General features: G+C 73.2%; 11 protein-coding genes. 8 read left to right on the forward strand and 3 right to left on the reverse strand.

What is annotated here, in order from left to right:
* The first annotated feature begins 53 nt into the window (after positions 1–53).
* Positions 54–1,343, forward strand: coding sequence for a DUF2314 domain-containing protein (locus tag FHU28_RS26095; protein WP_184686999.1), 1,290 nt, complete (start codon positions 54–56; stop codon positions 1,341–1,343).
* Positions 1,344–1,353: 10 nt separating this feature from the next.
* Here the strand turns inward: FHU28_RS26095 and gcvT are convergent, their stop codons facing one another.
* Positions 1,354–2,478, reverse strand: a complete 1,125-nt coding sequence (gcvT, locus tag FHU28_RS26100; protein WP_184687000.1) for a glycine cleavage system aminomethyltransferase GcvT — start codon at positions 2,476–2,478, stop codon at positions 1,354–1,356.
* 166 nt (positions 2,479–2,644) lie between these two features.
* Between gcvT and FHU28_RS26105 the strand changes: the two genes are divergently transcribed.
* Positions 2,645–4,213 (forward strand): leucyl aminopeptidase, encoded by a 1,569-nt coding sequence (locus FHU28_RS26105; protein ID WP_184687001.1) that lies wholly within the window; start codon positions 2,645–2,647, stop codon positions 4,211–4,213.
* 74 nt (positions 4,214–4,287) lie between these two features.
* Here FHU28_RS26105 and FHU28_RS26110 read toward each other — a convergent pair whose 3' ends face one another.
* Positions 4,288–4,617: a hypothetical protein gene (locus tag FHU28_RS26110; protein ID WP_013287729.1), complete on the reverse strand. Its 330-nt coding sequence runs from the start codon at positions 4,615–4,617 to the stop codon at positions 4,288–4,290.
* Positions 4,618–4,796: 179 nt separating this feature from the next.
* Between FHU28_RS26110 and lpdA the strand changes: the two genes are divergently transcribed.
* Both lpdA and sucB read left to right on the forward strand, forming a co-directional pair.
* Positions 4,797–6,188 carry a dihydrolipoyl dehydrogenase gene (lpdA, locus tag FHU28_RS26115; RefSeq protein WP_184687002.1) on the forward strand — a complete coding sequence of 464 codons (1,392 nt, stop codon included), beginning with the start codon at positions 4,797–4,799 and terminating at the stop codon, positions 6,186–6,188.
* A gap of 65 nt (positions 6,189–6,253) precedes the next feature.
* Positions 6,254–8,101, forward strand: a complete 1,848-nt coding sequence (sucB, locus tag FHU28_RS26120; RefSeq protein WP_184687003.1) for a 2-oxoglutarate dehydrogenase, E2 component, dihydrolipoamide succinyltransferase — start codon at positions 6,254–6,256, stop codon at positions 8,099–8,101.
* A 61-nt stretch (positions 8,102–8,162) separates the two neighbouring features.
* On the opposite strand, the gene FHU28_RS26125 is transcribed toward sucB, so the two are convergent.
* Positions 8,163–9,098 carry an SDR family NAD(P)-dependent oxidoreductase gene (locus tag FHU28_RS26125; RefSeq protein WP_184687004.1) on the reverse strand — a complete coding sequence of 312 codons (936 nt, stop codon included), beginning with the start codon at positions 9,096–9,098 and terminating at the stop codon, positions 8,163–8,165.
* Between the two features lie 148 nt (positions 9,099–9,246).
* On the opposite strand from FHU28_RS26125, the gene FHU28_RS26130 reads away from it, so the two are divergent.
* The 4 genes from FHU28_RS26130 (at position 9,247) to FHU28_RS26145 (ending at position 13,377) form a co-directional block, all read left to right on the forward strand.
* Positions 9,247–9,813: a TetR/AcrR family transcriptional regulator gene (locus tag FHU28_RS26130; protein WP_184687005.1), complete on the forward strand. Its 567-nt coding sequence runs from the start codon at positions 9,247–9,249 to the stop codon at positions 9,811–9,813.
* Positions 9,814–9,857: 44 nt separating this feature from the next.
* Positions 9,858–11,183 (forward strand): low temperature requirement protein A, encoded by a 1,326-nt coding sequence (locus tag FHU28_RS26135; protein ID WP_184687006.1) that lies wholly within the window; start codon positions 9,858–9,860, stop codon positions 11,181–11,183.
* Positions 11,184–11,407: 224 nt separating this feature from the next.
* Positions 11,408–12,355, forward strand: a complete 948-nt coding sequence (locus FHU28_RS26140; RefSeq protein WP_184687007.1) for an LLM class flavin-dependent oxidoreductase — start codon at positions 11,408–11,410, stop codon at positions 12,353–12,355.
* An 11-nt stretch (positions 12,356–12,366) separates the two neighbouring features.
* Entirely contained in the window at positions 12,367–13,377 is a 1,011-nt protein-coding gene (locus FHU28_RS26145) for an aldo/keto reductase (RefSeq protein WP_184687008.1), read from the forward strand.
* The last annotated feature ends 63 nt before the right edge of the window (positions 13,378–13,440 follow it).

The raw sequence follows: 13,440 nt of genomic DNA on the forward strand, positions 1-13,440 counted from the left end.
TCCGGGCGGGTAGCGTTCGGGGCGAGTGCACCGGCGCGGTCGAGGGGGACGGCATGCTCATCACGGACGACTTCCTGCCGGTACCGGTGCCCGAGTCGCTCGACGCGACCTATCTGGTGCCGATCACCGGGCTGCCCAAGGTGAGCCCGAAGACCGCCGTCGAAGGGCTGGCCGGCCGGCTCGCCGAGCCGGTGCACGGGCTGGCCAAGCAGATGCTCGACAGCCCGCTGATGACCGTGGACACCCGGACCGTGGACGAGTTCCCCGAGCTGCCGCCGGACCTGCTCACCGCGTTCGGCGCCACCGAGGAGCAGCTGGCCCGGCTGGCCGCCGCCACCCACCTGGTGGTGGTGCAGGCCGAGTACCGGCCGGGCTGGCCGCCCGCGCACGAGTGGGCCGCCCGCGCGGTGGCCGCGGCGGTCGCCGAGACGGTCGGCGGGGACGTGGTGGACGTCTTCGGGCTCCAGTTCCTCGACCCGGCGGCCGCGCTGCGCTCCCTGCCGGACGACAACGGCCGGATCCGGCTCGTCGACTGGGTGCTGGTGCCCTACTCGTCGGACGCCGACGGGCTCTGGTTCACCACCAAGGGGCTGCGCCGGTTCGGGCTGCTGGAGTTGCAGGCCCAGGGCGTGCCGGACCACCTGACCCGGGCCTGGGGCGCGGTGATGACCGGCGCGGCCCGACGGCTGCTGCGGGACTGGACCGACGGCCTGTCCGGCGAGGAGGTGCCGGCGTTCGTGCAGCTGCCGGTGCTGGCCACGGTGACCGGGCACGACATCGCCGTCGCGTACGGCAATCCGGAGCAGCACGGCGCGACCGCGCCGGTGCTGCTGCGACTGGAGCTGGACCCGGCCACCGACCCGGACGCCGACTCGTTCCTGAGCCTGGGCCCGCCGCCCGGCCATCCGGGGCCGCCCGGCCGCTACTTCGCCGCCGCCTGCGCGACGCTGTTCAACGGCATCCAGCCGGACGTGCGCTACACCCGCACCGGTGACGCGATGAGCCGCGCGGTGGAGACGGCCCGAGCCGCGCTCGGCGACATCCGGGCCCGCTTCCTGGCCGGGCGGCTGCCCGAGGAGAGCCAGCTCGTGGTCAAGTACGGGCTGCCCGGCGACGACGGCCCCGAGTACGTCTGGGCCGGGGTGACCTCGTGGGACACGCCGGAACGGATCGTCGCGGCCAGCGCCAGCGACGCCAACACCGACCCGAGCGTGCGGATCGGCTCGCCCGTGGTGGTGGAGGCGTCGGACGTGGTCGACTGGGCGGTGCTGGACGGCACCGGCGTGCTGGAGGGCGGCTGGACGCAGGCAGTCCTCGACGCCGGGGAGCGCGGCGAGGACTGACCCGCGCGGCTCAGCGCACCGAGGGCTGGACGAACGGCGGCCTGGTCAGGCGCATCCGGGCACGACGGCCACGGATGTCCACCTCCAGCACCTCGCCGTCGGGCAGCTTCGGGTCGGTGTCGACCAGCGCCAGCGCGATGCCGTGCTTGAGCGTCGGGCTGAACGTGCCGCTGGTGACGGTGCCGACCTGCTTGTCGCCCGCGTACACGGCCATGCCGGGGCGTGGGATGGCCCGGTCGACGGCGGTGAGGCCGCGCAGCGTACGGGCCGGGCCCGCGGCCTTCTCGGCGCGCAGCGCGTCGCGGCCCCAGAACGCCGGCTTGTCCCAGCCCACCGCCCAGCCGGAGCGGCCCTGCACCGGGGTGATCTCCGGGGAGAGGTCCTGCCCGTGCAGCGGGTACCCCATCTCGGTGCGCAGCGTGTCCCGGGCGGCCAGGCCGCAGGCGCGCACGTCGTCGGCCGCCGCGAAGATCGCGTCCCAGACGGCGACCGCGTGCTCGGACGCCACGACCAGCTCGTAGCCCAGCTCGCCGGTGTAGCCGGTGCGGCACACGGTCAGCTCCACCCCGGCCAGCGTGGCGGTCGAGAAGCTCATGTAGTCGTGCCCGGTGGGCAGGCCGAGCGCGCCGAGCAGGTCCGCCGAGCGCGGGCCCTGGACCGCGAGCACCGCGTACGCCTCGTGCTCGTCGGTGACGGTGACGCCCTCGGGGGCGGCGGCGCGCAGCCGGCGGGCCACCTCGGCGGTGTTCGCGGCGTTGGGCACCAGGAAGACGTGGTCGTCGGCGTACAGGTAGGCGATGATGTCGTCCACCACGCCGCCGGTGGCGTCGTCGCAGCAGAGCGTGTACTGCGCCTGGCCGGGGGCGATCCGGCCGAGGTCGTTGGTGAGGCAGGCGTTGACGAAGTCCGCCGCGCCGGGCCCGGCGACCCGGATCTTGCCCAGGTGCGAGACGTCGAACACGCCGACGCCGTCGCGGACGGCCGTGTGTTCCTTGAGCACGCCGCCACCGGCGTATTCCAGCGGCATCTGCCAGCCGCCGAAGGGGGCGAACTTCGCGCCGAGCGCGGTGTGCCGCTCGTGCAGCGGGGAACGGCGCAGCCGGGTCTCGGCGGCGTCGGAGGTCACCTCGGTCATGGGTGGCAACTTACCGGCCGCGACGACTGTGGTTAGCATCGGCGGGATCCCGTCGGCGCGCATCGGCGGGACAGCCACGCCTCCCGGCGGGTAGGTTGCCGCCGGAGAGAACTTCATCGCCGGTACGCGACGTCGCGACCGGCCCGGCCCGCCCGGAGTAGCTTTCGTGACATCGCCCCGTACCACCCTCAGCCTGGTCGACACCGACCCCGCCGAACTCGCCGTCGACGCGATCGTGATCGGCGTGCACAGCCAGACCACCGAGCCGGGCAGCGGCGCACCCGCCCACGCCCTGCTGCTGGCCAGCGGCGCGGAGAGCATCGCCGCCGCGTTCGACGGAAAGCTGACCGAGACGCTGGCTCTGCTCGGCGCGACAGGTGGCCCGGGCGAGGTGATCAAGCTGGCCACGCTGGGCACGGTGACCGCGCCGCTGGTCGTCGCCGTCGGGCTCGGCCCGGAGCCCTCGGGCGCCGCCCCGGCTCCGGAGTCGCTGCGCCGGGCCGCCGGCGCGGCCGTACGGGCGCTGGCCGGCGCCCCGCGCGTCGCCCTCACCCTGCCGCTGCCCGACGACGCCGACGCCCCGGCCGCGCTGCGCGCGGTCGCCGAGGGCGCGCTGCTGGGCGGTTACCGGTTCGCCGGCTACAAGACCAAGCCGCAGCCGGCCCGGCGCGAGCCGGTGGCCGAGGTGCTGGTGGCGGTGCCGGACGCGGCCGACGCGACCGCGCAGGCCGAGGTCGCCCGGGCGCAGGCGGTGGCCGGCGCGGTGCGGACCAGCCGGGACTGGGTGAACACCGCGCCGAACGAGCTGCGTCCCCCGGCGTTCGCCGACGTCGTCTCCGCCGCCGCCCGCGAGGCCGGGCTGGAGGTCGAGGTGCTGGACGAGGCGGCGCTGAAGGCCGGCGGCTACGGCGGCATCCTCGCCGTCGGCCAGGGCTCCGAGGCCCCGCCCCGGCTGGTGAAGATCACCTACACGCCCGCAGGCGGCGGCAACGGCAAGCGGGTCGCGCTGGTCGGCAAGGGCATCACGTTCGACACCGGCGGCATCTCGATCAAGCCGGCCCAGGGCATGTGGGAGATGAAGTCGGACATGGCCGGCGCGGCGGCGGTCGGCGCGGCCATGCTGGCGGTCGCAGCGCTCAAGCCGTCGGTCACCGTCACCGGCTACCTGCCGATGGCGGAGAACATGCCGTCGGGCACCAGCTACCGCCCCGGCGACGTGATCAGCATGTACAACGGCAAGAAGGTGGAGGTGCTCAACACCGACGCCGAGGGCCGGATGGTGCTGGCCGACGCGATGGCGCGGGCCTGCGCGGACGGCGCGGACTACCTGTTCGAGACCTCGACGCTGACCGGCGGGCAGGTGATCGCGCTGGGCAAGCGGATCGCCGGTGTGATGGGCACCCCCGAGCTGTGCGAGCGGGTGCGGGTGGCCGGCGACGAGACCGGCGAGCCGGCCTGGCCGATGCCGCTGCCGGACGACGTGCGCAAGGGCATGGAGTCCGACGTCGCGGACATCTCGCAGGTCAACGCCGGGATGGACCGGGCCGGGCACATGCTCCAGGGCGGGGTGTTCCTGCGCGAGTTCGTCACCGACGACGTGGCGTGGGCGCACATCGACATCGCCGGCCCGGGCTACCACTCGGGTGAGGCGACCGGCTACTGGACCAAGGGCGGCACCGGCGTGCCGGTGCGTACGCTGCTGCACCTCGTCGAGGACGTCGCCGCCAACGGCTGACGTGTAAGGAAGGGCCCCTTCTTAACGCCTGGCGTTGTAGAAGGGGCCCTTTTTAACACCTGGGTTCAGGTAGCTCAGAACAGCTCGGGACGGCGCTTGCGGCGCTCGTTGTAGTCGCGCATGCGCTGCGGGTACCCCATCAGCCGCACGTCGTAGATCGGGATGGCGATCCGGTGCGCCCAGCGGCGGGCCTCGTCCGGCCCGCCCACACGCCGCCGGGTCCACTCGCCGTCGTCGGCGATCAGCATGATCGTGGTCTCGGTGACCGTCGTACGGGGTTCGATGTACGCCTCGACGCCCTTACGGGTCCGGACGAAGTTCTCCAAGTGGTCCAGATCGGCGCGGTCGGCGGCACGGTCGCGGCTCGCCGGGGCGGCCCGCTTTCGTCGTCGGAACAACCCCACCGAATCCACTCCTCCCCCAGCGCCGTCATCGTGGACGGTGCCAAGGGTACGTGTCACCGACGTGTCGTTGGGCACCTCGGTACGCGCCCGGTCCGTGGTGGTGACAAGATGACCGAGGTGGGGTGTGCCTGTTACTCCGCCGTAACCCCCGATGCAGTGACGCGACCTGGGAGTTGGATGTGAGCGAGCCGAACGACACGACCTTCGACATCGTCATCCTCGGAGGTGGTAGCGGCGGCTACGCGGCGGCGCTGCGTGCCGCCCAGCTGGACCTCTCCGTCGCCCTCATCGAGAAGAGCAAGCTGGGCGGGACCTGCCTGCACAACGGGTGCATCCCGACCAAGGCGCTGCTGCACGCCGCCGAGATCGCCGACCAGACCCGCGAGTCCGAGCAGTTCGGCGTGAAGGCCGAGCTGGTGGGCATCGACATGAAGGCGGTCAACTCGTACAAGGACGGCGTGATCTCCCGCCTGTACAAGGGCCTGCAGGGCCTTGTCGGCAGCAGCAAGATGATCACCTTCGTGGCGGGCGCCGGCAAGCTGGTCGGCAAGAACGTCGTCGAGGTCGACGGCAAGCGCTACACCGGCCGTAACGTCGTGCTGGCCTCCGGCTCGTACGCGAAGAGCCTGCCCGGCCTGGACGTCGACGGCGAGCGGATCATCACCAGCGACCACGCCCTGACCCTGGACCGGGTGCCGTCCTCGGCGATCGTGCTCGGCGGCGGCGTGATCGGCGTCGAGTTCGCGAGCGTCTGGAAGTCCTTCGGCGTGGACGTGACCATCGTCGAGGCGCTGCCCCGCCTGGTCGCCGCCGAGGACGAGGAGTCGTCGAAGGCGCTGGAGCGGGCGTTCCGCAAGCGGAAGATCAACTTCAAGGTCGGCAAGCCGTTCGAGAAGGTCGAGAAGACCGACAAGGGCGTGAAGCTGACCATTCAGGGCGGCGACACGGTCGAGGCCGAGCTGCTGCTGGTCGCCGTGGGCCGTGGCCCGAACACCGCCGGCCTCGGCTACGAGGAGCAGGGCGTGAAGATGGACCGCGGCTACGTGCTGACCGACGAGCGGCTGCGCACCAGCGTGCCGAACGTCTACGCGGTCGGCGACATCGTGCCCGGCCTGCAGCTCGCGCACCGCGGCTTCCAGCAGGGCATCTTCGTCGCCGAGGAGATCGCCGGAAAGAGCCCGGCCGTGATCGACGAGGCCGGCATCCCGCGCGTGACCTACTGCGACCCGGAGCTGGCCTCGGTCGGCCTGACCGAGGCGAAGGCCAAGGAGCAGTACGGCGCCGACAAGGTCAAGACGTACAACTACAACCTGGGCGGCAACGGCAAGAGCCAGATCCTCAAGACCGCGGGCCACGTGAAGCTGGTCCGGGTGGACGACGGCCCGGTGGTCGGCGTGCACATGGTCGGCGCCCGGGTCGGTGAGCTGATCGGCGAGGCGCAGCTCATCTACAACTGGGAGGCGTACCCGGCCGAGGTGGCGCAGCTCGTGCACGCCCACCCGACGCAGAACGAGGCTCTGGGCGAGGCGCACCTGGCCCTGGCCGGCAAGCCGCTGCACGCGCACGCCTGACACGACAACCGCGGCGTCCGGCGACGGGCGAGAATCCCACCAGGGAATGAAGGAGTCTGGAGAACATGCCGGTATCGGTCACCATGCCCCGGCTCGGCGAGAGCGTCACCGAGGGCACCGTCACGCGCTGGCTCAAGCAGGAGGGTGACACCGTCGAAGTCGACGAGCCCCTGCTCGAGGTGTCGACCGACAAGGTCGACACCGAGATCCCGTCCCCGGCTGCGGGCGTGCTGAGCCGGATCGTGGTCGGCGAGGACGAGACCGCCGAGGTCGGCAGCGAGCTGGCGGTCATCGCCGGCGAGGGCGAGGACGCGGGCGCGGCTCCCACCGAGGAGGCCGAGCCGGCCACCGAGCCGACGGCCGCCGCCGAGGGCACCGGCCCCGAGCCGGAGCAGGCCGAGCAGGCCGCGGCCGAGCCGGGCGCCGAGGCCGAGCAGCCGGCCGTCGAGGAGCCGGCCCAGCCCGCCGCGTCGTCGGGCGAGGGTACGCCGGTGACCATGCCGGCCCTGGGCGAGAGCGTCACCGAGGGCACTGTCACCCGCTGGCTCAAGCAGGTCGGCGAGACCGTCGAGGTGGACGAGCCACTGCTGGAGGTCTCCACCGACAAGGTCGACACCGAGATCCCGTCCCCGGTCGCCGGCACGCTGCAGGAGATCAAGGTCGCCGAGGACGAGACCGCCGACGTCGGCGCCGTGCTGGCGATCGTCGGGGTGGCCGGCGCCGCGCCCGCGAAGGCGGAGCCGAAGCCTGAGCCCAAGCCGGAGCCCAAGGCCGAGGCGAAGCCCGAGCCCAAGCCGGAGCCGAAGCCGAAGCCGAAGGTCGAGGAGCCCACGCCGGGCGCGTCCTACAACGAGCCGGCCGCCGAGGCGGAGCAGGCCGCGCAGCCGGCCAAGGCCGAGGCGGCGGCGCAGCCGTCCGCTCCGGCCGCCACGCAGCGCCCGAGCGTTCCGGCCGAGTTCGGCGAGGACGCCGCCGGGTACGTGACGCCGCTGGTGCGCAAGCTCGCCGCCGAGCACGGCGTGGACCTGGGCTCGGTCAAGGGCACTGGCGTGGGTGGCCGCATCCGCAAGCAGGACGTGCTGGAGGCGGCCGAGAAGGCGAAGGCCGCCAAGCCCGCTCCGGCCGCCGCCGCTCCGGCCGCGAAGGCGGAGGCGCCGGCCCAGCCGGCCGCCAAGCCGCAGCCGAGCGCCAAGCGGGGTACGACCGAGAAGCTGCCGCGTATCCGGGCCACCATCGCCAAGCGGATGCAGCAGTCGCTGCACGAGACGGCCCAGCTGACCACAGTGGTCGAGGTGGACGTCACCCGGGTCGCCAAGCTGCGGGCGCGGGCGAAGGAGTCGTTCCAGGCCAAGCACGGCGTGAAGCTGTCGTTCCTGCCGTTCTTCGCGCTGGCCGCGATCGAGGCGCTCCAGACGTACCCGATCGTCCAGGCCAGCATGGACCTGGAGGGCGGGACGATCACCTACCCGGCCGCGGAGCACCTGGGTATCGCCGTGGACACCGAGCGCGGGCTGCTCGTGCCGGTCATCCACAACGCCGGTGACCTGAACATGGGCGGCATCGCCAAGCGGATCGCCGACCTGGCCGAGCGCACCCGGGCCAACAAGATCACCCCGGACGAGATGGCCGGGGCGACCTTCACGGTGACCAACACCGGCAGCCGGGGCGCGCTGTTCGACACCCCGATCGTGCCGTCGCCGCAGTCGGCGATGCTCGGTACGGGCGCTGTGGTGAAGCGCCCGGTCGTGGTGAACGACCCGGAGCTGGGCGAGGTCGTCGCGATCCGGTCGATGGTCTACCTGGCCATGTCGTACGACCACCGCCTGATCGACGGTGCCGACGCGGCCCGCTTCCTCACCGCGGTGAAGGAGCGGCTGGAGGCCGGCAACTTCGAGGCCGAGCTGGGTCTGTAGATCCGAGACGGCGAGGGGGCGCGCGGCGACATGCCGCGCGCCCTCTTCGTCGTTTGCGGCCTCAGCCCTTCAGGTGCTCCTCGGATACCGTCCAGAGCTGCTCGGCGGCCTCCGGGTCCCGGGCGTACGGGGCCCAGCCGGTCCGCGTGCCGGGCTGGTTCGGTCCGGCCTCCTGGCAGTCCTCGAGGTACCGGCCGCCGACGCCGTCGAGCAGCGGTGAGGTGGCGACCAGCACCGAGGTCGCCGCGCCCTGCTCGGGGGTCTTGAAGGCGGCCGCGTTGCCGCTGCGCATCCGCGCCAGTTCCTCCTCGCTGATGTAGCGCTGCAGGTTGGTCCGGATCGCGCCGGGCATCAGCGCGTTGGTGTAGATGCCGTCGTCGGCCCAGCGCCGGGTCGCCTCGACCGCGAAGAGCACGTTCGCGGTCTTGGACTGCCCGTACGCCAGCCACGGGTCGTACGGCCGCTGCCGGAAGTGGATGTCGGAGAACACCACCGGTGAGCGCAGATGGGCGCCCGAGCTGACCGAGACGACACGCGCGCCCCCGGCCGCGGCGAGTGCCGGGCGCAGTCCGGTGGCCAGCGCGAAGTGCCCGAGGTGGTTGGTCGCGAACTGCATCTCCCAGCCCTGCTCGGTGCGCATCTCCGGGGAGGCCATGATGCCGGCGTTGTTGACGAGCATGTGCAGCGGGCCGTCCCAGTTCCGGACGAACGCGGCCACCGACGCGAGATCGTCCAGGTCGAGCGGGGCGACCAGGATCCCGTCGTTGCCGGTGGCGGCGGTGATGTCGGCGGCGGCGCGCTGACCGGCCTCGGTGTTGCGGACCGCGAGGGTGACGTCCGCTCCGGCGGAGGCGAGCGCGCGGGCGGTCTCCACGCCGATCCCGGAGGCGCCGCCGGTGACGACGGCCCGCCGGCCGGTCAGGTCCAGATCGCGGACCACTTCCAGGGCGGTGGTCTCGGAGCCGAACGGGGTCGTGACTGGTGTCGGGGTTGTCATGGTCCATCCTTGTCGACGGCGACGCGGACCGATGTCCGCCCGCTACGATGAGAAGCGGAGGATCCTCCGTTACTTGCTCAGCATAACCGGAGGGGACTCCGGTTACCATCGACCCGGGCCTGCGACCCGGTCGAGCCGAGGAGGAACCGTGCCCGACCGTCCGCTGCGCGCCGACGCGCTGCGCAACCGGCAGCGCCTGCTGGACGCCGCGGTGCAGGCGTTTTCCCGGGCGGGCGCGGAGGTAACGCTTGATCGCGTCGCCAAGGAGGCCGGCGTCGGGATCGGCACGCTCTACCGCCACTTCCCCAGCCGGGAGGCGCTCATCGAGGCGGCGTACCGCAACGAGCTGGAGAAGCTCTGCGACGCCGCGCCGTCGCTGCTCGCCACCCGGCCCGCCGACGTGGCGCTGCGGGCGTGGATGGACCGGTTCGTCGACTACCTCGCCACCAAGCGGGGCATGGCCGACGCGCTGCGGCTGGTCATCGCCTCCGGCGCCAACCCGTACGCGCAGAGCCGCGACCTGCTGCGGGCCGCGCTCGGCGAATTGCTCGCGGCCGGCGCGGCAGCCGGTGTCCTGCGCGCCGACGTGGCCGCCGCCGACGTGCTCGCCAGCCTCAGCGGGGTCTCCCTGGTGGCCGGCGAGCCGGCCCAGCGCGCCCAGGCCGGACGCCTGCTCGACCTGCTCATGGACGGCCTGCGCCACCGGCCGGGCTGACCGAATCGGCCACCCGGGCCACCCTGCGCTGACAGACTCGGCCGGTGGGCTCGTACCGCTGGCGGGGACGCCTGGGGCCGGCGGTGCCGGTGGCCCCCGGCGCCCGCGTCGACCGGTTCGAGATCTTCTTCGACCTGGTCTTCGTCTTCTCGTTCTTCATCATCACCCGGGCCACCGCCCTGCAGGTGACCGGCGGGGCGCTGCTGCACGCGCTGCTGGTCCTCGCCGTGCTCTGGTGGTCGTGGGTCGTGCACAGCGTGGTCGCCACCCGGGTACGCCTCGGCGAAGGCTTCGTCCCGGTGCTCATGACCGTCGGCATGGCCGCGCTGTTCACGTTCGCGCTGTCCCTGCCGCAGGCGTTCCGGGACCCCACCGGCAACGCGGCCGGGCCGATGGTCGCGGCGCTCAGCTACACCGTCCTGCGGTTGATCCACCTGCTGCTGTACCGGCACGCCATCCGGGACAGCCCGAACGAGCGCCGGCAACTCCTCCGGTTCGCCCCGGAGCTGATCGGCAGCACCGCGCTGCTGCTGGTCGCCGCGCTGCTGCCGCCGAGGATCGACGACCTGTTCTCCGCGGCGGTGCTCCGGGACGTGCTGTGGGCGGTGGTCATCCTGCTCCAGTACGGCACCGGCATACTCGCCGGCACCTGGGGCTGGGGCGTCGCGTCCGCCGAACACTGGACCGAGCGGTACGACCTGATCCTGATCATCGCGCTGGGCGAGTCCGTGATCTCGGTCGGCGTCGGCAGCAATCTGCTCGGCCAGCCGCCCACCTGGCCGGCCGTGGCCGCCGCCGTGCTCGGCATCTTCTTCACCGCCGCGCTCTGGTGGGCGCACTACGACATGATCGGGCCGGCCGCCCGGATCGCGTTGCACGTCGCGCAGGACGGCCCCCGGGTGGCGATGGCCCGGGACGCGTACGCGTACCTGTTCCTGCCGATGATCGCGGGCATCATCCTGTTCGCGCTCGGCGCCGAGACGATCGTGCACGGGATCGCCGACCCGAACGTGCCACCGAGCGAGCCGGCGCACGGTCCCGGCGTGCCGCTGCTGTTCGGCGGCGTGATCTGCTACCTCTGCGGCAACATGCTGTTCCAGCTGCGTACCCTGCGCACGCTGAGCTGGACGCGGGTCGCGACGGCGTTGCTGCTCGGCCTGAGCATCCCGGTCGCGGAGCGGGTCCCGGGGCTGGCCGCGCTGGGCATACTCACCGCCATCACCGTCGGCATGGTGGCCGTCGAGGTGATCGTCTTCGCCGAGGGCCGGCAGGCTCTGCGCAAGCTGGTCTTCGAGGAACGCGCCAGCCACGAGGCGCACGAGGCGGCCTGGCGGGCCCGCTGGCACGACCGGCCCGACGAAGGCGAGTGAACAAGCGTCCCGCCGCCTCCGTGGAACCTGCCGGTTCGCGCCGCCGCGCCGCGGCTCTCCCCCGCCGGCCTGGCCCGCCTCGACGCGGCGTGACGTGTGTTGTTAAGAAGGGGCCCTTTCACCTCCTCAGGCGTTAAGAAGGGGCCCTTCCTTACGGTTCGGCCGTTGGCAGAATCGGCGGGTGCGGGGTGGCCGGCGACGCGGCGCGCGCCGATGCTGAGGCGATGGCGACCTTCTCCGTACAGGCCCATCCCACCGGCGCGGCGAGCTGGACCGAGCTGGCCCGCACCGTCGAGGCGGCCGGTTTCGACGCGCTGTTCGCCGCCGACCATCCCGGCGACTGCGCGTCGCCGTTCGTCGCGCTGGCCGCCGCGGGAGCCGTGACCAGCACGCTGGGCCTCGGCTCGTACGTCTCCAACGCCGCCGTCCGGGAGCCGATCCTGCTCGCCGCCGACGTGGCCACGCTGGACGTGGTCTCCGGCGGGCGGGCCCGGCTCGGCCTCGGCGCCGGGCACACCCCGGCCGAGTGGCGGGCCGTCGGGCGCGAGCGCCCGGACGTGGCCGGCCGGGTCCGCCGCTGCGTCGCGGTGACCGAGGCGGTACGGGCACTGCTGGCCGGTGAGGAGGTCACTGTGGACACCGAAGAGCTGGCCGTGTACGCCGCCCACCTCAAGGAGCCCCGACCGGTCCAGGACCGGATCCCGCTCACCGTCGGCACCGCGAACTCGGCGCTGCTGCGCTGGGCCGGGGCGCACGCCGACGTGGTGGGGCTGACCGGCTTCGGGCGTACCCTCTCCGACGGCCACCGGCACGAGGTCAGGTGGCGGACCGACCAGATCGAGGCGCAGCTCGCCCACGTCGCGGCCGGCGCCGCCGGCCGGGACACGCCGCCGGTCCTGGAGGCGCTGGTCCAGCACGTCGCGGTCACCGACGACGCGGAGGCGGTCGCGGCGCCGCTCGCCACGAAGCTCGACCTCACCGTCGACGAGCTGCTCGCCACCCCGTTCGCGCTGGTCGGCACCGCCGACGAGATCGCCGCGGCGGTCGCCGGGCACGAGCGCCGCTGGGGCGTCACCCACTTCGCGGTACGCGCCGGCGCGGTGGCGCCGCTCGCGCCGCTGCTGCCCCGGCTGGCCGGAAAAGCGCTGGACTTCGAGCACCCTCGAAAGTGAACACTGTGCCCATGACGACGACACGACGGCTGGGTCGCAGCGGCATCGAGGTCAGCGCGATCGGCGTGGGCTGCTGGGCGATCGGCGGTCCGCTCTGGGACGGCACGCAGCCGCTCGGCTGGGGCGAGGTGGACGACGACGAGTCGGTGCGTACCGTCCACCGGGCCCTGGAGCTGGGCGCGACGCTGTTCGACACGTCCAGCAACTACGGCGCCGGGCACAGCGAGCGGGTGCTCGGCCGCGCGCTCGCCGGCCGCCGGGACCGCGCGGTCATCGCCACCAAGTTCGGCTACCCCACCGACGAGGCGACCCGGCAGGCCCTGGGCGAGGACGCCACGGCGGACTACGCCCGGCGCAGCCTGGAGGGTTCGCTGCGCCGGCTGGGCACCGACCACGTCGACCTCTACCAGCTCCACCTGGGCGGCCTGCCGGTGCCGCAGGCACTGGACCTCGTCGGCACCCTGGAGGACCTGGTCGCCCAGGGGAAGATCCGGGCGTACGGCTGGAGCACCGACGACCCCGCCTCGGCGCGTGCGTTCGCCGAGGCGGGACCGCACTGCGCGGCGATCCAGCACGACCAGTCGGTGCTGCGGGACAACGCGGCCATGCTCGCGGTCTGCGCGGACTTCGACCTGGCCGCCCTGAACCGGGGGCCGCTGGCGATGGGCCTGCTCACCGCGAAGTACCAGGACACGCCGGCCGCCCGGGGCGACGACGACGTCCGCGGCGTGGCCCCCGAATGGCTGCCCTGGTTCACCGGAGGTGTCCCGCGCGCCGAGTGGGCGCAGCGGGTGGCCCGGGTCCGCGAGGCGCTGACCGCCGACGGCCGCACCCTCGCCCAGGGCGCGCTGGGCTGGCTGCTCGCCCGCAGCCCGCAGACGCTGCCCATCCCCGGCTGCCGGACCGTCGCGCAGGCCGAGGAGAACCTCGGCGCGCTCGCGTACGGGCCGCTGCCGCAGGACGCGTTCGCGGAGGTGGAAAGGCTGCTCGCCGACCTGCGCACCGTTCCGCCAGCCCCGTGAACGCCGTCTCGACATGACTGCGACACATCGCTGTGCAGGTGTGGCGGTCGTGGCCTCAGCCGC

The organism is Micromonospora echinospora, from assembly GCF_014203425.1.
Lineage (GTDB): Bacteria > Actinomycetota > Actinomycetes > Mycobacteriales > Micromonosporaceae > Micromonospora > Micromonospora echinospora_A.

Excerpts from the sequence above, each read along its gene's own strand:
- FHU28_RS26125 (WP_184687004.1), bottom strand. The coding sequence starts at position 9,098 with ATGACAACCCCGACACCAGTCACGACCCCGTTCGGCTCCGAGACCACC.
- sucB (WP_184687003.1), top strand. The coding sequence starts at position 6,254 with ATGCCGGTATCGGTCACCATGCCCCGGCTCGGCGAGAGCGTCACCGAG.
- FHU28_RS26145 (WP_184687008.1), top strand. The coding sequence starts at position 12,367 with ATGACGACGACACGACGGCTGGGTCGCAGCGGCATCGAGGTCAGCGCG.
- gcvT (WP_184687000.1), bottom strand. The coding sequence starts at position 2,478 with ATGACCGAGGTGACCTCCGACGCCGCCGAGACCCGGCTGCGCCGTTCC.
- FHU28_RS26095 (WP_184686999.1), top strand. The coding sequence starts at position 54 with ATGCTCATCACGGACGACTTCCTGCCGGTACCGGTGCCCGAGTCGCTC.
- FHU28_RS26140 (WP_184687007.1), top strand. The coding sequence starts at position 11,408 with ATGGCGACCTTCTCCGTACAGGCCCATCCCACCGGCGCGGCGAGCTGG.